The sequence below is a fragment of the Streptomyces sp. M41(2017) genome (assembly GCF_002078175.1).
Taxonomy (GTDB): Bacteria; Actinomycetota; Actinomycetes; order Streptomycetales; family Streptomycetaceae; genus Streptomyces.
Genome location: NZ_MWFK01000002.1, coordinates 2,183,833 through 2,201,464, shown reverse-complemented (window position 1 = coordinate 2,201,464; position 17,632 = coordinate 2,183,833). Strand labels below are relative to the sequence as shown.

14 protein-coding genes and 1 riboswitch are annotated in these 17,632 nt (G+C 73.8%); of the genes, 3 read left to right on the top strand and 11 right to left on the bottom strand.

What is annotated here, in order from left to right; genetic code table 11:
- Positions 1 to 46: 46 nt before the first annotated feature.
- A complete protein-coding gene (gene cobM / locus B0675_RS35530; protein WP_081223704.1) occupies positions 47 to 883 on the bottom strand; it encodes a precorrin-4 C(11)-methyltransferase in 837 nt (278 codons plus the stop codon).
- 108 nt (positions 884 to 991) lie between these two features.
- On the opposite strand from cobM, the gene B0675_RS35525 reads away from it, so the two are divergent.
- Positions 992 to 1,720 (top strand): ZIP family metal transporter, encoded by a 729-nt coding sequence (locus tag B0675_RS35525; protein WP_081223703.1) that lies wholly within the window; start codon positions 992 to 994, stop codon positions 1,718 to 1,720.
- Positions 1,721 to 1,770: 50 nt separating this feature from the next.
- On the opposite strand, the gene cobI is transcribed toward B0675_RS35525, so the two are convergent.
- The 10 genes from cobI to B0675_RS35475 all read right to left on the bottom strand — a co-directional run bounded on the left by cobI (position 1,771) and on the right by B0675_RS35475 (position 15,197).
- Positions 1,771 to 2,502, bottom strand: a complete 732-nt coding sequence (cobI, locus tag B0675_RS35520) for a precorrin-2 C(20)-methyltransferase (RefSeq protein ID WP_081223702.1) — start codon at positions 2,500 to 2,502, stop codon at positions 1,771 to 1,773.
- Positions 2,499 to 3,908 (bottom strand): cobyrinate a,c-diamide synthase, encoded by a 1,410-nt coding sequence (locus B0675_RS35515; RefSeq protein ID WP_107482912.1) that lies wholly within the window; start codon positions 3,906 to 3,908, stop codon positions 2,499 to 2,501. The genes cobI and B0675_RS35515 overlap by 4 nt, the downstream gene beginning before the upstream one ends.
- The gene (cobO, locus tag B0675_RS35510; protein ID WP_081223701.1) at positions 3,908 to 4,507 is read right to left on the bottom strand and encodes a cob(I)yrinic acid a,c-diamide adenosyltransferase; all 600 of its coding nucleotides are present in this window, start codon (positions 4,505 to 4,507) and stop codon (positions 3,908 to 3,910) included. The genes B0675_RS35515 and cobO overlap by 1 nt, the downstream gene beginning before the upstream one ends.
- Positions 4,507 to 6,534, bottom strand: a complete 2,028-nt coding sequence (locus tag B0675_RS35505) for a putative cobaltochelatase (protein WP_081223700.1) — start codon at positions 6,532 to 6,534, stop codon at positions 4,507 to 4,509. Before B0675_RS35505 ends, cobO begins: the two co-directional genes overlap by 1 nt.
- Positions 6,531 to 10,184 (bottom strand): cobaltochelatase subunit CobN, encoded by a 3,654-nt coding sequence (gene cobN / locus B0675_RS35500; protein WP_081223699.1) that lies wholly within the window; start codon positions 10,182 to 10,184, stop codon positions 6,531 to 6,533. The genes B0675_RS35505 and cobN overlap by 4 nt, the downstream gene beginning before the upstream one ends.
- Positions 10,181 to 11,743 (bottom strand): cobyric acid synthase, encoded by a 1,563-nt coding sequence (locus B0675_RS35495; RefSeq protein ID WP_081223698.1) that lies wholly within the window; start codon positions 11,741 to 11,743, stop codon positions 10,181 to 10,183. Before B0675_RS35495 ends, cobN begins: the two co-directional genes overlap by 4 nt.
- Complete coding sequence (locus tag B0675_RS35490; protein WP_081223697.1) at positions 11,740 to 12,711, bottom strand: cobalamin biosynthesis protein; 972 nt, start codon at positions 12,709 to 12,711, stop codon at positions 11,740 to 11,742. Before B0675_RS35490 ends, B0675_RS35495 begins: the two co-directional genes overlap by 4 nt.
- Positions 12,712 to 12,814: 103 nt before the next feature.
- Positions 12,815 to 12,959, bottom strand: a riboswitch (cobalamin riboswitch).
- A 135-nt stretch (positions 12,960 to 13,094) separates the two neighbouring features.
- The gene (locus tag B0675_RS35485; RefSeq protein ID WP_081223696.1) at positions 13,095 to 13,313 is read right to left on the bottom strand and encodes a hypothetical protein; all 219 of its coding nucleotides are present in this window, start codon (positions 13,311 to 13,313) and stop codon (positions 13,095 to 13,097) included.
- 20 nt (positions 13,314 to 13,333) lie between these two features.
- Positions 13,334 to 14,572 carry an inorganic phosphate transporter gene (locus B0675_RS35480; RefSeq protein ID WP_081223695.1) on the bottom strand — a complete coding sequence of 413 codons (1,239 nt, stop codon included), beginning with the start codon at positions 14,570 to 14,572 and terminating at the stop codon, positions 13,334 to 13,336.
- Positions 14,573 to 14,594: 22 nt separating this feature from the next.
- Positions 14,595 to 15,197, bottom strand: coding sequence for a GH25 family lysozyme (locus B0675_RS35475; RefSeq protein WP_241540081.1), 603 nt, complete (start codon positions 15,195 to 15,197; stop codon positions 14,595 to 14,597).
- A 337-nt stretch (positions 15,198 to 15,534) separates the two neighbouring features.
- Between B0675_RS35475 and B0675_RS35470 the strand changes: the two genes are divergently transcribed.
- Both B0675_RS35470 and B0675_RS35465 read left to right on the top strand, forming a co-directional pair.
- Positions 15,535 to 16,173, top strand: a complete 639-nt coding sequence (locus tag B0675_RS35470; RefSeq protein ID WP_081223694.1) for a class II aldolase/adducin family protein — start codon at positions 15,535 to 15,537, stop codon at positions 16,171 to 16,173.
- Positions 16,174 to 16,288: 115 nt separating this feature from the next.
- On the top strand, positions 16,289 to 17,428 hold the full coding sequence (locus B0675_RS35465) for an alpha/beta fold hydrolase (RefSeq protein ID WP_081223693.1): 1,140 nt from the start codon (positions 16,289 to 16,291) through the stop codon (positions 17,426 to 17,428).
- Positions 17,429 to 17,632 lie beyond the last annotated feature (204 nt).

Sequence of the window (17,632 nt, the reverse complement as noted above, 5' to 3'; positions counted from 1 at the left end):
GACGCGGCGCGCACGGCTCCGTCCTCCGCGCCGACGACCTCCACGCTCACGACGCGGGCCCCTGCGCGGCGCTCCGGCGTGCCGCGCGCAGCTCCGCGCGCGCCTGCGGGTCGGCCTTGCGGAACCCGTGGAAGTGGCCGGGGTGGTAGAGGTGCGAGCGGGTCCCGCTCGCGTCCAGCGCCGGGCCGACCAGGAAGAGGGTGTGCTTCCAGAGCTTGTGCTCCTTGACGGTCTCCTCCAGCGTGCCGATCGTGCACGTCACGATCAGCTCCTCCGGCCAGGTCACCTGGTGGGCGACGACGACCGGCGTGGATGTCGGATAGCCGCCCTCCAGCAGCTCCCGCACGAGCTGGCCGCTGCGGGCCGCCGACAGGAACAGCGCCATCGTCGTGCCGTGCTTGGCGAACTCCCGGACCTCCTCGCCGGGCGGCATCGGCGTCTTGCCGCCGCCGAGCCGGGTGAGGATCACCGACTGCGCGACCTCGGGGATGGTCAGCTCGCGGCCCGCGAGCGCCGCCGCCGCCGAGAAGGACGAGACGCCCGGAACGATCTCCGTCGCGATCCCGAGCTCCGCGCACCGGTCCATCTGCTCCTGCGTACCGCCCCACAGCGCCGGGTCGCCGGAGTGGATCCGCGCCACCCGCAGCCCGTGCTCCCGGGCCCGCTCGTACACGGCGACGACGTCCTCCAGCGACATCGTCGCCGAGTCGAGGATCTCGGCATCCTCACGCGCGTGGTCGAGGACCTCGGCCTGCACCAGGCTGGCGGCCCAGATCACCACGTCGGCCTCGGCGATGGCGCGCGCGGCACGGAAGGTCAGCAGGTCGGCGGCGCCGGGGCCGGCACCGACGAAGGTCACTTTGCCGGTGGGGGCATCGGCCATGGGAATCGGTCCTCTCCTACGGAAAAACTGGGGTGATGTGGCACATCAGTGGGCACGGGGCCGTCGCCGAAGGTGCGCGAACGGGGGTTGATCGGATAGCAAGGGCCTATGGCGGTCCTCGTCGCGCTCGGCGCGTTCCTGATGACGCTGGCCGGCGGCTGGACGGCACAGCGGGTGACCGACCGTCGGCACCTGGTCCTCGGACTGGCCGGCGGCCTGATGCTCGGCGTGGTCGGCCTCGACCTGCTGCCGGAGGCACTCGCCACGGCGGGCCGGGAAGTGTTCGGCGTACCGGCCGCGCTGCTGCTGTTCGTGGCCGGCTTCCTGCTGGCCCATCTGGTCGAACGGCTGCTCGCGCACCGGCAGGCCGCGCACGGCGGTGACGAGCACGACGGCCGCGCGCCCGAGGTGGGGCTGACGGCGGCGGGCGCCATGGTCGGCCACAGCGCGATGGACGGCGTCGCGATCGGCGCGGCCTTCCAGGTCGGCGGCGGCATGGCCCTCGCGGTCGCCCTCGCCGTCGTCGCCCACGACTTCGCGGACGGTTTCAACACCTACACGATCACCAGCCTGTACGGGAACGCCCGCCGCAAGGCCCTGTTCATGCTGTTCGCGGACGCGGCGGCCCCGGTGGTCGGCGCCGCCTCCACCTTGTTGTTCACGATCCCGGAGGCGCTGCTCGGCGGCTATCTCGGCCTCTTCGGCGGCGTGCTCCTGTACCTGGCCGCCGCCGAGATCCTCCCCGAGGCGCACCACGACCACCCGGCCCGCTCGACCCTGCTGTTCACGGTCGCGGGTGTGGGCTTCATCTGGCTGGTGGTGGGCATCGCGAGCTGAGCCCGCGCCGCCCGCCGGACGGGCCGCGGGACGTGCCGGAGAGCTGCCGCTCACAGCTTCCCGCCGCGTTTCCCGTCGCGGGGCGCGGGTGCGATGAGGGTCGAGAGGTACGGCAGCGGTTCGCCGGCGAGGTCACCGGCCCGTCGGATCGACTCGCCCTCCAGACCGAGCGCCGACCCCCACACCGCGTCGTCGATCCGCCCGCTGTCCCGCAGCGCCTCGGCGACCTCGCGCGCCTGCCGCCCGAACTTGTACGCGACGACCGTGCCCGGCCCGTTCAGCGCGTCCTTCAACACGGCCGCGCCCGCCGTCACCGGGACGAGCGTGAGCGGCTCGGTGCCCTCGGTGAGCACGGCGCCCGAGCGGGCGGCGAGGTCCTGCATGGCGGTGATGCCGGGCACGCTCTCCACGACCGTGCCCGGGACCAGCTCGCCGATGGTGTGCGCGAGATAGGTGAACGTCGAGTACACGTTGGGGTCGCCGATGGTCGCGAAGGCGACCGTGGCGTGCCGGGCGAGGAGATCCGCGACCCGGGCGCCCGCCGCGTCCCAGGCGGCCTCGCGCCGGGCGTGGTCGCTGCGCTCGTTGAGCGCGAAGACCACCCGCAGGACCTTCTCCTCGGGCACGTAGTGCAGGACGGTCGCCTCGGCGCGGCCCCGCTCCCCGGTGTCCATCACGGGGACGACGACGACCTCCGCGGCCCGGAGCGCGTTGACGCCCTTGACGGTCACCAGCTCGGGGTCGCCGGGTCCAACCCCGACTCCGATCAGCTTGCTGCTCATGACGTCAGGCACCTCTCCACGAACCGACGGGCCACACCGGGCTCGGACGCCCAGTGCGTGTGCAGATAACTCGCGTGCACACCGCTCTGCACGAAACCTTCGACGCGCCGCTCCGGCGCGCGCACCCCCCAGGCGGGGGCCGGACCGGCGCCGGGCTCGACGACGGTCCGGTGGAACTCGTGGCCGCGCATCCGCGTTCCGGCCGCCGCGAGCACACTGTCGGTGACGGCCACGGCGTCGCGGTAGCCGAGGGTGAGCCGCTCGTGCATCCGGGCCGTGGCGTCGACCACCCCGCACATGGGCTGCCCGTCGAGCTCCCGCGCCAGGTAGAGCAGCCCGGCGCATTCGGCCGCGACCGGCGCCCCGGCGAACGCCAGCTCGGCCACCGCCTTGCGCAGCGGCTCGTTGGCGGACAGCTCGGGCGCGTACACCTCGGGGAATCCGCCACCGATGACCAGCCCGCCCGTCCCCTCGGGGAGCCGCTCGTCCCGCAGCGGGTCGAAGACGACGACCTCGGCCCCGGCGGCGGTGAGCAGTTCGGCGTGTTCGGCGTAGGAGAAGGTGAAGGCGGGGCCACCGGCGACGGCGACGCGCCGCACGCCGTCCGCGGCCTCCGGCGTGATCGGGGCCGTCCCGCCGGGCGCGGTGCGCCGTGCCGCGGACGACGGGCCGACGGCCTCGGCCGCGTCCCACGCGGCGCCCGGCAGGGCGCCCGCGCCGCGCGCCAGCGCGAACAGCGCGTCCAGGTCGCATCCGGCGCCGACCCGCGCGGCCAGGGCGGCGACCGCCTCGACCGCTTCCGCGCGCCGCTCGGCGACCGGCACGAGCCCCAGGTGCCGTGACGGGGTGCCGACCTGCGGGGCCCGCCGCAGCGCGCCGAGGACCGGCACTCCGGAGGCGTCCAGCGCCTCGCGCAGCATGGCCTCGTGCCGGTCGGAGCCGACCTTGTTGAGGATCACCCCGGCGACCCGCACCTCGGGGTCCCAGGAGGCGAAACCGTGCACCAGCGCGGCCACCGAGCGCGACTGCGAGGACGCGTCGACGACCAGCACCACGGGCGCGCGCAGCAGCTTCGCGACCTGAGCCGTGGAGGCGAGTTCACCCTCCCCGGCGGCGCCGTCGTAGAGGCCCATCACGCCCTCGACGACCGCGAGGTCGCAGCCGCGCGCGCCGTGCGCGAACAGCGGCCCGATCAGCTCGGTGCCGCACAGGTAGGAGTCCAGGTTCCGCCCCACGCGCCCGGTGGCGAGCGCGTGGTATCCGGGATCGATGTAGTCGGGCCCCACCTTGTGCGGGGACACGGCGAGCCCCCGCGCGGCGAAGGCCGCCATCAGCCCGGTGGCCACGGTGGTCTTGCCGCTGCCCGAGGAGGGCGCGGCGACGACCAGCCGGGGGACGGAGGACATCACCACTCGATGCCCCTCTGGCCCTTCTGGCCCGCGTCCATCGGGTGCTTGACCTTCGACATGTCCGTCACGAGGTCGGCGACCTCGACGAGCTTCTCCGGGGCGTTGCGGCCGGTGACGACGACGTGCTGGGTGCCGGGCCGGTCCCGCAGCACCTCCACCACCTCGTCGGTGTCCACCCAGCCCCAGTGCATGGGGTACGCGAACTCGTCGAGCACGTACAGCCTGTACGTCTCGGCGGCGAGGTCACGCTTGACCTGCTCCCAGCCCTCGCGGGCCTTCTCCTCGTTGTCCATCTGCGCGTCGCGCTGGACCCAGGACCAGCCCTCGCCCATCTTGTGCCAGTCGACGGTGCCGCCCTCGCCGGAGGCCCCGAGCACGCGCAGCGCGTTCTCCTCGCCGACCTTCCACTTCGCCGACTTGACGAACTGGAACACTCCGATGGGCCATCCCTGGTTCCAGGCCCGCAGCGCGAGCCCGAACGCGGCCGTCGACTTGCCCTTGCCGATCCCCGTGTGCACGACGACCAGCGGACGGTTCCGTCGCTGACGTGTCGTCAGTCCGTCGTCCGGCACGACACTCGGCTGTCCCTGCGGCACTACGCGGCCCTCCTCGAAGTCCCCTGCACGTCCCGGACGAGCCCGGCGAGGGAGTCCGCGCGCAGCGCGTCCAACGTCACCGCAGTACCGCCCAGTTCACCCGCGAGCTGTCCCGCGAGCCCGAGCCGCACCGGGCCCGACTCGCAGTCGACGACCACCGACGCCACTCCCTCGGCCGCGAAGAGCCGCGCCGCGCGACCCGCCGTCGCGACCGGCTCCGGCCCGCCGGTGGCGCGCCCGTCGGTCACCACGACGACCAGCGGCCGCCGCGCGGAGTCCCGCAGGCGCTCGACGCGCAGCACCTCGTGGGCACGCAGCAGCCCGGCGGACAGCGGGGTCCGTCCGCCCGTCGGCAGCGACTCCAGCCGGGCCGCCGCCGCGTCCACCGACGAGGTGGGCGGCAGCGCGACCTCGGCGGCCGACCCGCGGAAGGTCACCAGACCCACCTTGTCCCGCCGCTGGTAGGCGTCGAGCAGCAGCGACAGCACCGCCCCCTTGACGGCGCTCATCCGCTGCCGCGCCGCCATGGAACCGGAGGCGTCCACGACGAACAGCACGAGGTTGCCCTCACGGCCCTCCCGCGTCGCCTGCCGCAGATCGTCCCGCCGCACGACGAGACCGCGTCCCGAGCGCCCCCGCGCCAGTTGGTGCGGGGCGGCGGCCTGGACGGTCGCCGCCAGATGCAGCTTGGTGAGCGCCCCCCGGGGACGCCGCGAGCCGGTCGTCCGGCCGTGCTCGGTCCGCGCGCGCGACCGCCGGCCGGCCGCGCCCTCGCCGAGACCGGGCACACTCAGCACCTTGGTGCGGAACGGCTCGGCCGCCCGCACGGGCGACTGCTCCGCGGCGCTCTGACCGGCCGGGGCCTGCCCGTCCTCCGACGGCTCGCCCTGCGCGGGCACGTCACCGGCGGGGGAGCCGTCGTCCGGCCCCTCCTGCGGCGGCTGACCGCCGCCGCCCGGACCGTCCGGGTCCGGGTCGTCGTCCGGGCCGTTCCCGTCGCTGCCGTCGCCGTCCGAACCGCTGAACTCCTCCAGCGTCTCGTCGAGTTTGTCCTCGTCGAGCCCCGGCGCGTCGAAGGGATTGCGCCGCCTGCGGTGCGGAAGGGCCAGCAGGGCCGCCTGCCGCACATCCTCGGCGAGCACGTCGGTGCGCCCCGCCCACGCGGCGAGCGCGGTCGCGGTCCGGGCCATCACGATGTCGGCGCGCATGCCGTCCACCTCGAAGGCCGCGCAGGTCGCCGCGATCTGCCGCAGCGCCCCGTCCCCGAGCCGCACGGAGGGCAGCAGCGCGCGGGCCGCCACGATCCGGGCCCGCACCTCGGCCTCCTCGTCCGCCCAGCGCGCCACGAACGTCGCCGGGTCGTCGTCGTGGGCGAGCCGGCGCCGCACGACCTCGACGCGCTGGTCGGGTTCCCGCGACGCGGCGACCTCGACGGTCAGCCCGAACCGGTCCAGCAACTGCGGCCGCAGCTCGCCCTCTTCGGGATTCATCGTCCCGACGAGCAGGAACCGCGCCGCGTGCCGTACGGAGACACCCTCGCGCTCGACGTACGAGGCGCCCATCGCGGCCGCGTCCAGGAGCAGGTCGACCAGATGGTCGTGGAGGAGGTTCACCTCGTCGACGTACAGGATGCCGCGGTGCGCGTCGGCGAGCAGGCCCGGCTCGAAGGCCTTGACGCCCTCGGACAGGGCCCGCTCGATGTCGAGGGCGCCGACCAGCCGGTCCTCGGACGCGCCGACGGGCAGCTCGACCATGCGGGCCGGACGCGTCGAGGACGCCTCCACCTCGTGGGGCCCGTCGGGGCAGGCCGGGTCGGGTGCGGCCGGATCACAGGAGAAACGGCAGCCGGTGACCACGTCGACGGCCGGCAGCAGCGCCGAAAGGGCGCGCACCGCCGTCGACTTGGCGGTGCCCTTCTCGCCGCGGACGAGCACGCCGCCCACGGCAGGGGACACCGCGTTCAGCAGCAGCGCGAGCCGCAGGTCGTCCTGGCCGACCACCGCCGTGAACGGGAACGGAGTACTCACTGGTCGTCGCCCTCCAAGTCGCCTTCGAGCTCCAGATAGGTGGTGCGCAGCCGCTCCAGCGTGTCCGCGTCCGGCTCGGCCCACAGACCGCGGTCCGCCGCTTCGAGGAGCCGCTCGGTGATACCGCGCAGCGCCCACGGGTTGGACTTCTTCATGAAGTCCCGGTTCTCCGCGTCGAAGACGTACTCCGCGCTCAGCTTCTCGTACATCCAGTCGTCCACGACACCGGCCGTGGCGTCGTACCCGAAGAGGTAGTCGACCGTCGCCGCCATCTCGAAGGCGCCCTTGTAGCCGTGCCGCCGCATCGCCGCCATCCAGCGCGGGTTGACCACCCGGGCCCGGAAGACACGGTGCGTCTCCTCGCCCAGCGTGCGGGTCTTCACCTGGTCCGGCACGGCCGAGTCGCCGACGTACGCCTCCGGGCTGCTGCCCGTCAGATGGCGCACCATCGCGACCATGCCGCCGTGGTACTGGAAGTAGTCGTCCGCGTCGACGAGGTCGTGCTCGCGGGTGTCGACGTTCTTCGCCGCGACCGCGATGCGCTTGAAGGCGGTCTCCATGTCCCCGCGCGCCGCCCGCCCGTCGAGCCCGCGTCCGTACGCGTAGCCGCCCCACACCGCGTACACCTCGGCGAGGTCGGCGTCCGAGCGCCAGTTGCGGGCGTCGATCAACGGCAGCAGCCCGGCGCCGTACGCTCCCGGCTTCGAACCGAAGATACGGGCCGTGGCGCGCCGCCGGTCACCGTGCTCGGCGGTGTCCTCGTCGGCGTGCCGGCGCACGTAGTTGCGGTCGGCGGGCTCGTCCAGCTCGGCGACCGTACGCACCGCGTCGTCGATGAGCCCGACGACGTGCGGGAACGCGTCCCGGAAGAAGCCCGAGATGCGGACCGTGACGTCGATGCGGGGACGGCCCAGCTCGTCGAGCGGGACGACCTCGAAGCCGGTCACGCGCCGCGACGCGTCGTCCCACACCGGGCGGCAGCCCAGCAGCGCGAGGATCTCCGCGATGTCGTCGCCCTGCGTGCGCATCGCGGACGTGCCCCAGACCGTCAGCCCGACGGACGTCGGGTAGCCGCCGGTGTCCTGGAGGTAGCGCTGCACGAGCGAGTCCGCGAGGGACTGGCCGACCTCCCAACTCAGCCGGGACGGAATGGCCTTGGGGTCGACGGAGTAGAAGTTCCGGCCGGTCGGCAGCACGTTGACGAGCCCGCGCGTCGGCGAGCCCGACGGACCCGCCGGGACGTAACCGCCGTTCAGCGCCTTGAGGATGTGCCCGATCTCGTCCGTCGTCCGCGCGAGCCGGGGCACGACCTCACGGCACGCGAACTCCAGCACCGCCACCGCGTCCGGGAGTTCGGCACCCAGCACCTCGCGCGCCAGGGCCGGAACGGCGGCGGCGTCCCAGCCGCGCTCCTCCATGCCCAGCGCCGCCCGCCGGCACAGCTGCTCCAGCAGGTCGATCGCGTCGGCCGCCGTACGGTTCGGGCCCGCGACGAGGTCGCTCAGCTCGACCGGCACCTTCACCGGGGCACCGGGCTCGGCCAGCAACTCCTTCTCGACCAGACCGAAGTGCTCGGCGAGAGCGGCCCGCAGGCCCGGCAGCGCGTTCGCCGCGCCGCCCCACACCTGGGAGGCGCGCAGCACGGCCAGCACCAGGTTCACCCGGGGCTCCGCCTCCGGGCCGCCGCCCAGGATGTGCAGGCCGTCGCGGATCTGCACGTCCTTGATCTCGCACAGATAGCCGTCGATGTGCATGACGAAGGAGTCGAAGTCCCCGTCGTCCGGCTGCTCGTCGACGTGCAGATCGTGATGGAGCTCCGCCGCCTTCACCAGCGTCCAGATCTGCGCGCGGACCGCCGGGGCCTTCGTCGGGTCCAGGTCGGACACCAGCGCGTACTCGTCGAGGAGCTGCTCCAGCTTCGCGAGGTCCCCGTAGGTGTCCGCGCGGGCCATCGGCGGCACGAGGTGGTCGACGACCGTGGCGTGGCCGCGCCGCTTGGCCTGCGTGCCCTCGCCCGGGTCGTTGACGATGAACGGGTAGACCAGGGGGAGTTCACCGAGGACCGCGTCGGGCGCGCAGCCGCCGCTGAGCCCGAGCCCCTTGCCCGGCAGCCACTCCATCGTGCCGTGCTTGCCCATGTGCACGACGGCGTCCGCGCCGAAGCTGTTCTCCAGCCAGCGGTAGGCGGCCATGTAGTGGTGCGACGGCGGCATGTCCGGGTCGTGGTAGATCGCGATCGGGTTCTCGCCGAAGCCGCGCGGCGGCTGGATCATCACCACGACGTTCCCGAACTGCAGGCACGCCAGCACGATGTCCTCGCCGTCCACGTAGAGCGAGCCCGGCGGTTCGCCCCACGCCTCCAGCATGCCCGCGCGCAGGTCGGGGTCGAGCGTGTCGAACCAGGCCCGGTAGTCCGCGAGCGGCACGCGTGCCGGGGCGGCGGCGAGCTGCTCCTCGGTCAGCCACTCCACGTCGTGACCGCCCGCCGCGATGAGCCGGTGGATCAACTCGTCCCCGTTGTCGGGGTATTCGCTGACCCCGTAACCCGCGTCGCGCAGCGCGTCGAGCACCCGCACCGCCGAGGCCGGGGTGTCCAGACCGACCGCGTTGCCGACCCGCGAGTGCTTGGTCGGGTAGGCGGTGAAGACGATCCCGAGCTTCTTCTCCGCGTTCGGCTTGTGCTTCAACAGGGCGTGCCGCAGGGCGATCCCGGCGACACGCGCCGCCCGCTCCGGATCGGCGACGTACACCGGGACGTCGTCCGGGCCCTGCTCCTTGAAGGAGAACGGCACCGTGATGAGACGGCCGTCGAACTCCGGGATCGCGACCTGCATCGCCGCGTCCATGGGGGACAGCGCCGCGTCCGAGGCGTCCCAGGCGCTCTTCGACGAGGTCAGGCAGAGCCCCTGGAGGACGGGGATGTCGAGGTCGGCGAGCGCTCCGATGTCCCAGGCCTCCTCGTCGCCGCCCGCGGACGCCTGCGAGGCATGGGTGCCGCCGGCCGCGAGAACGGTGGTGACGAGCGCGTCGGCCCGGCCGAGGATCTCGTACAGGCCCGCGTCCGCGTCGCGCAGCGAACCGCAGTACACGGCAAGGGCGTTGGCGCCGCGCGCCTCGATCGCGTCGCACAGCGTGTCGACGAACGCGGTGTTCCCGGACAGCTCGTGCGCCCGGTAGAACAGCACCCCGACGGTCGGCCGGCCCTCGACGAACGCGCGCTCGCCGTGGACCCCGAACGCGGCGGTCCTGTGCGGCTCCTCGAACCCCTCACCCGTCAGCAGCACGGTGTCGGAGAGGAACCGTGCCAGCTCGGCGAGGTTGGCCGGGCCGCCCTCGACGAGATAACGCAGCGCCTCCGCGACCACCCCCGCGGGCACCGACGACTCGGCCATCAGCTCGGCGTCCGGGACGGACTCGCCGCCCAGCAGCACGGTGGGGACGCCGGACGCCTTCAGGAAGGCCAGCCCGTCCTCCCAGGCCCGCTTGCCGCCGAGCAGCCGTACGACGACGAGGTCGGCCCCCTCGACGAGCGCGGGGAGTTCGTCCGTGACGTCCACCCGGGTCGGATTACCGATCCGGTAGGCGGCGCCGGAGGCGCGGGCCGCCAGCAGATCCGTGTCGGCGGTCGACAACAACAACACTGTGCTCATGCGGGCGCTCCCGGTGGAATGAAAGGCAGTCCTTGCGGCGCGCCCGACTCGATGAGCCGCCACAGCGCGTCCGTGTCCGCGTGTTCCTCGATCAGGTCGCCGAGCCGGTCCAGCTGCTCCTCGCGCAGCGCCGCGAACGACGTGTCGGCCGCCGGCACGAAGCGGCGGCCCGCGGCGGCGGCCACCTCGCGCAGGAAGGCCCGGCGGAAACCGTCCGACTCCAGTGAGCCGTGCCAGTGCGTGCCCCAGACGGCGCCGACCCGGCAGCCGTCCAGGAAGGCGTCCCCGCCGGTCACTTCGGCGACGCCGTGATGGATCTCGTATCCCTCGACGCGCTCGCCGAGGGCCTCGCCGACCGGCCGGGTCAGCGTCTTCTCCCGCGCGAACCGCACGCGCACGGGGAGCAGTCCGAGGCCGTCGACCTGCCCGGCCTTCGACTCGACCTCGTCCTCGATGTGCTCCCCGAGGAGCTGGAAGCCACCGCAGATCCCCAGCACCGGGCGGCCCTCGGCGGCCCGGCGGGCGATCGCGTCCGCGAGGCCCCGTTCGCGCAGCCACGCCAGCGCGTTCACGGTGCCCCGGGTCCCGGGCACGATCACCAGGTCCGCGTCGGCCAGTTCCTCGGCCCGGTCCACGAACCGCACGACGACGCCCGGTTCGGCGGCCAGCGCGTCCACGTCGGTGAAGTTCGACATCAACGGGACGGCGCACACGGCGACCCGCAGGATGTCCGCGCCCACGGGGGAGGAGACGGCCGACTCGCGGACCGTGCCGCGCAGCGAGACCCGCAGTCCGTCCTCCTCGTCGATGCCCAGACCGTGCCGGAAGGGCAGCACGCCGTAGGTGCGGCGCCCGGTGAGTCCGTGCAGCATGTCGAGTCCGGGCTCCAGCAGGCTCACGTCGCCGCGGAACTTGTTGACGAGGAACCCGGCGACGAGCGCCTGGTCCTCGGGCGACAGCAGGGCGACCGTCCCGAAGAACGAGGCGAACACCCCGCCCCGGTCGATGTCTCCGACGACGAGCACGGGCAGCCCCGCGTTCCGCGCCACCCCCATGTTCACGATGTCGGTGCGCCGCAGATTGATCTCCGCCGGACTGCCGGCTCCCTCACAGATCACCGCGTCATACGTGCCCCGCAACTGCTCCAGACAGTCGAGAACCGTTCCGAGCAGTGCCTCCCGGTGGCCCCCGACGGACTCCCCGTCGGAGGACGCGGCGGCCGACAGCGGATTCCCGGGCGCCCCGAAGAACCCGCGGGCGCTCATCTCGCCCACCGGCCTGCCCATCAGGACGACCTGGCTGCTGCGGTCGCTGCCCGGCTTGAGCAGCACGGGGTTCATCAGCGCCGTCGGCTCCACGCGGGCGGCCTGCGCCTGCATGGCCTGCGCCCGCCCGATCTCGGCGCCCTCCCGCGTGACGAACGAGTTCAGGGACATGTTCTGCGCCTTGAACGGCGCGACCTTCACACCCCGGCGCACCAGCCACCGGCAGATCCCGGCGGTCACGACGCTCTTGCCCGCGTCGGAGGTGGTCCCGGCGATCAGCAGTCCGCCGCTCATACGGTGCGTCCCCCTCTGGTCGGCTTTCCGGTCGGTCTCCCCGCCAGCAGGACGCGCGCGGCGGCACTCACGCCGAGCGCCAGCCAGCCGACGCGACGGGAGAGCCGTACGGCCCGCTCGATGTCGGCGACCCGGACAGGGCGCCCGGCGTCGTTGAGCACGGGCCGGTGCTCGACCCGGCCCCCGTACGAGAGGGTCCCGCCGAGCCGTACGCCGAGGGCACCGGCGAAGGAGGCCTCCACCGGCCCGGCGTTGGGGCTCGGATGCCTGCGCGCGTCGGCCCGCCAGGCCCGGACGGCGCCCCGCGGGTCGGGTCCGGCCAGGCTCGCGAGGACGGCGGTCAGCCGGGCCCCGGGCCAGCCGGCGACGTCGTCGAGGCGCGCCGAAGCCCAGCCGTAGCGGCGGTACTTGGGGGACCTGTGTCCGACCATCGCGTCGAGCGTGTTCACGGCGCGGAAGGCGACCAGGCCGGGCACGCCGGCTGCGGCGCCCCAGACCAGGGCGCCGACCACCGCGTCGGAGGTGTTCTCGGCGACGGACTCGACGACCGCCCGGGCGATTCCGTCGGCGTCCAGTGCCTGCGGGTCGCGTCCGCACAGATGCGGCAGCCGCTCCCGGGCGACGTCGATGTCCCCGGCCGCGAGCGCGCCGCCGACGGCCCGTGCCTCACGGCCGAGGGAGGTACCCCCGACGACGGCCCAGGTGGCGGCGGCGGTCAGGACGACGGACGCGGTACCCGAGGAACGCAGGGAACGGCCGGCGAGCGCGGCGAGGCCGGTGGCACCGCCCACGCACACGGCTGTGTGCAGCGCGCCCCACCCGCGGTGGTCGCGCCACAGGGTCCGCTCGACGGCCCCGGCCGCCCGCCCGAACGCGGCGACCGGATGCGCCCGGCGGGGATCGCCGAGCAGCAGGTCGCCGAGGAGGCCGGCGGCGGCGCCGTACGCGAAGACGCGATCGGCCCGCACGGGGTCAGCCCGCCGTGGGGTGCGGCAGAACTCTCACGGACAACGGGACCGGCAACGGGCAGCCGCGCATGGCGATATGTCCTCACTCAGGGTGTCCACGCCCTGGTTCGACGAGACCGGCGGCGAGAGTTCCTGGCTCCCGGGGAGTCTCCTCCCCGATGACAGTGGCGGGACCGCGCCGGATTCGCACCGGCTTCCTCTCATGCCGCCGTACTTGGCTCCGGCAGTCCACCACGGGGTGAGAAGGGCCGTCAACTTGCTGTTGACCTGCGGAGGGAGAGTGTGCGAAGGCCCACACAGCGGTGGGGCGCGGGACGGAGATCCGTCCCGCACCCCACGTGAAGTGCTGCCCGGGAACGGCCCGTTCGGGGCCGTTCGTCCGGTTACTTGCTCATGATCAGAGAGATGCCGTACGCGACCGCCGCCGCGCAGGCCGCGAAGCAGACGTAGGCACCGGTGGCCGCCGCGACGGCGGAACCGCCCTGGGCCGACTCCTTCTTGGAGAGGCCGGCGACGCCGAGGGTGAAGAGGCCGACGAGGACGACGGTGGCTCCGAGACTGACCCCGAAGACGGACCCGAGGGCTGACCAGTCGATGTGCATGCTGTTTCTTCCTTCGGTTCTCAGGCCACGCGCGACGGCGCCGACGGGTTCGCCGTGGGCTCGGCGGGTGCGGGGATGGTGGCCGTGAGCTCCTCGGCCACGGTGCCGGCCGGGGGCGGGGTGACGGCCGCGATGGCCGTGGTGACCACCCCGGCGGGCTCGTCGGCGTTCACGTTGGTGTGGTCGATGACCTCGCGGCGCGAGCGGCGCCAGATCGCGAAGCTGGAGGCGACCAGGAAGACGGCGACGAGCGTGGTGCCCCAGGCGCCGAAGCCGGTGACCCACTCGGCGAGCGCGCCGACCAGGGCGGCGGCGGGCAGCGTCAGTGCCCAGGCGACGAACATCCGGGTGGCGGTGGACCAGCGGACCACGCCGCCCTTGCGGCCGAGGCCCGCACCCATCACGGAGCCGGAGACGGCGTGCGTCGTGGAGAGGGAGAAGCCGATGTGCGCGGAGGCGAGGATGACCGTCGCCGCGCTGGTCTGGGCGGCGAAGCCCTGCTGCGGCTGGAGGTCGGTCAGGCCCTTGCCCATGGTGCGGATGATGCGCCAGCCGCCCAGGTAGGTGCCGAGCGCGATCGCGAGACCGGCGGAGAGGATGACCCAGACCGGCGGGTCCGAGTCGGGAGCGACGGCGCCACCGGCGACCAGGGCCAGGGTGATGATGCCCATCGTCTTCTGCGCGTCGTTGGTGCCGTGGGCCAGCGAGACCAGGCCCGCGGAGGCTATCTGGCCGGCGCGGTACCCCTTCTCGGTGGCCTTGCCGCCGGCGTTCCTGCTGAGCCTGTACGACAGCCGGGTGGCCAGCATCGCGGCCAGACCGGCCACGATCGGAGCCGCGACGGCGGGTATGAGCACCTTGCCGACCAGGACGTCCCCGTGCACCGCGCCGGTGCCGGCCGAGGCGATGGTGGCGCCGACCAGGCCACCCATGAGGGCGTGCGAAGAGCTGGACGGAAGTCCGATGAGCCACGTCACCAGGTTCCAGAGGATCGCGCCCACCAGGGCGGCGAAGATCACTTCTGGCTGGATGCCGGACTCGTCGACGAGGCCTTTGGAGATCGTGTTGGCGACCTCCACCGAGAGGAAGGCGCCGACAAGGTTCAGCACGGCGGACATGGCCACCGCAACCTTGGGCTTGAGTGCGCCGGTCGAGATGGTGGTGGCCATCGCGTTGGCGGTGTCGTGGAAACCGTTCGTGAAATCGAACACGAGAGCGGTAACGATCACGATTCCGAGGAGGAGCGTGATGTGTTCCATTTACCCAGGCTTCTGTTGGACGTCAGTGGCAGGTGGACCGTAAGCAACCTGGATGAACGGAAGATGAACTGGGTCGGGCTTTGTGGTGTCCCGAACGGCGAATCGGCGTTCCGCTTGTCTCCAGGGGGAGATGTGGGGGTTCGAACGGAGGCGGAATGCCGTGCTCCGGTACGGATCGCCACCCCCGCGCCGGCCGTTCGAGGCCGGCCGGGGAGCCGTGGAAGAGATCCTGGTCACCCGGCAGACCGCCGGTGGTGTCGTACGGCCGGAAGGTCCTGGCGGACCAGCCCGCGGGGAGCGCCGCCGGGTCGGCCGCGCCGTGGCGTGCCGGCCAGAAGGCGTGCCGTGCGGCGAAGGCGTGGCTGGAACCGGTGCGGGTGTTCCACCAGTGCGCGGGCGTGTGGATGACCGGCGTCCGGCCCGTCTCCCGCTCGCCCTCGTCGCTGAACTCCCCGGTCCAGCGCACCGTGGCGGCCGGGCGCAGGCCGGAGCAGGAGCGGCGCCGGGCGTACGGGGTGGATTCGATGTCCAGCGCGGGCGGCAGCCTCGGGCCGTCGGCGCGCCAGGCTCCGCCGTCGCGCACGGCGTACGCGGCGTGATCGGTGCCGGACGACGTGTCCGGCACGGCGAAGTGGTGGGCGCCCCGCAGCAGCCCCTGCCGCTCCCACTGGCAGGATCGCGGTACGCCCGGACGGACCGGCGAGGCGACGGACGGGACGCCGGGGCCGACGGCGCGGATGCTGCGGGCCCTACAGGCGGGACGGCGGGAGGACGTACGGATGACGGACGGGCATGACGCGCGTGACGGGCAGGACCGGCTCGACGAGGTCGAGCGCCGAGCGGGCGACGCGCGAGGTGAACGGTACGGGCGCGACGACGAGCGGGAGGGGCCTCCTGCCGCGGCGGCCCAGGCCGCCGGGGCCGCCGACGTCACCGGCGAGGGGCAGGACGCGCGGGACGCCGTGATCGCGGCGGCGTGGGCGGAGCTCGTCACGACGGCCCGCCGCACGGTGACCGACGGGCTCGTGGTCGGAACCTCGGGGAACGTGTCCGTCCGCGTCGGCGACACCGTCCTGGTCACCCCCACCGGCGTGCCCTACGACCGGCTGAAGCCCTCGGACGCCGTCGGCGTCGACCTCGACGGCCGCCAGGTGCTCGGCTCGCTGCGTCCGACCAGCGAGCTGCCGATGCACCTCACGGTCTACCGCGAGACCGACGCCCGGGCCGTCGTCCACACCCACGCCGCGCACGCCACGGCCGTGTCGACCCTCGTCCCCGAACTGCCCCTGATCCACTACATGGCCGGAGCCGTCGGCGGCCCCGTGCGCGTCGCCCCCTACGCGACGTACGGCACCCCCGAGCTGGCCGCGAACGTGCTCCGGGCGCTGGACGGCCGCGCCGCCTGCCTCCTGCAGAACCACGGCACGCTCGCCCACGGAGCCTCGCTGGACCAGGCGTACGACCGCACGGCCCAGCTGGAGTGGATGTGCCGCGTCTGGCTCCTGGCCTCCTCGGTCCCCGGTCTGGCCCCCAACCTGCTCTCGCCCGCCCAACTCGAGGAGGCGGGGGAGCGCCTGCGGGGCTACGGGCAGCGGGCCTAGGACCGCCTCGGCAGCAGCGCCGCACGCGGCGTACGCGGGCGGGCGCGGTGGAGGCGTTGTCACCGCCGGCCCCCTCCCACTGGCCGATGGCGGGCTCCCCCGGGAGACTGGTCGGGTGCGCACCCTAAGAGCGACGGCCGCGGCCGTAACTGTCGCCACGGCCGTCGCCACAGCCGCAGGCGCGGCCTCCGTGGCCGCGGGCCGGTTCGCCAGCGACGCCGCGCTGAAGACGCGTCCCGGAAAGCCCCTGCCCACCGAACCCCGGCTCACCGTGCACGCCACGACGGCCGGCGGGATCACCCTGACCCGCGCCCTGGCCTCGCGGCGCCCCGGCACCTACGGGCTCGCGGGCGACGGCACCCACGCCGTCGTCGGCCCGGTCCAGGACGCCACCCCGCACACCGCGGACACCGTCGTCCGGCGGCTCGACGGCGTCACCCACGGCTCCCTGGAACCCGGCGACAAGGTCTGGCTCGTCCCGAACCTGTACGTGGGGGACCCCCAGTCCGCCCTCGGCCTGGAACACGCCGACGTCGACGTACCCGGCGAACTCGGCGCACTGCCCGCCTGGTTCGTCCCGGCCGTGCGCGACACCTGGATCATCACCGTGCACGGTCTGGGCGCCACTCGGGAACACCCCATGAACGTGATGAGGTTCCTGAACGAGCGGCACTTCCCGGTGCTGGACCTCGCCTATCGCGGCGACCTCGGCGCCCCCCGCTCACCGGACGGCCTGAACCACCTCGGCGAGACCGAGTGGCGCGACCTCGACGCGGCCATCCGCTACGCCGTGCGGTACGGCGCCCGGCGGATCATCCTGTACGGCTGGTCCACCGGCGCCACCATGGCGCTGCGCGCCGCCGCGCACTCCGCCCTCCGTGAGCGGATCTCCGGCCTGATCCTGGACTCCCCGGTCCTCGACTGGGAGGCCACGCTGCGCGCCCTGGCCGGCGCCCGGCACACCCCGAACTTCCTGCTCCCGCTCGCCGTGCGCGCCGCCCAGGGCCGCACCGGCGTACGCGGCGACCGCATCGCGCACGCCGCGCACCCCGACCGGCTCACCGTGCCGACCCTGCTGGTGCACGGCCCGGACGACACCATCGCCCCCTGGGGCCCGTCCCGCCGCCTCGCGGCGAGCCGCCCGGACCTGGTCACCCTGTACACCGTCCCGGACGCCCCGCACGCCGCCATGTGGAACGCCGACCCGGCGGGCTACGAAGAGGCGCTCCGCCGCTTCCTCACCCCCTTGATGTGACCCCGGAGGCCATCCCGACCAGCCTCTGACGTGCGGGGCCCGGGCATCCCGGGCCACCGCGACCGGGGGCGTCCGGGGTGCTTCCGGTTCCGCCCCGGACAACTCCCCGCGGCGCACTTTCCGATGCGGCGAGCGCCCCGGCGAGGCCGCTCCCGGAGCGCCCCCGGCCCCCTCGCGGGCATTCCGTTTGGGTTTTCGGACCGT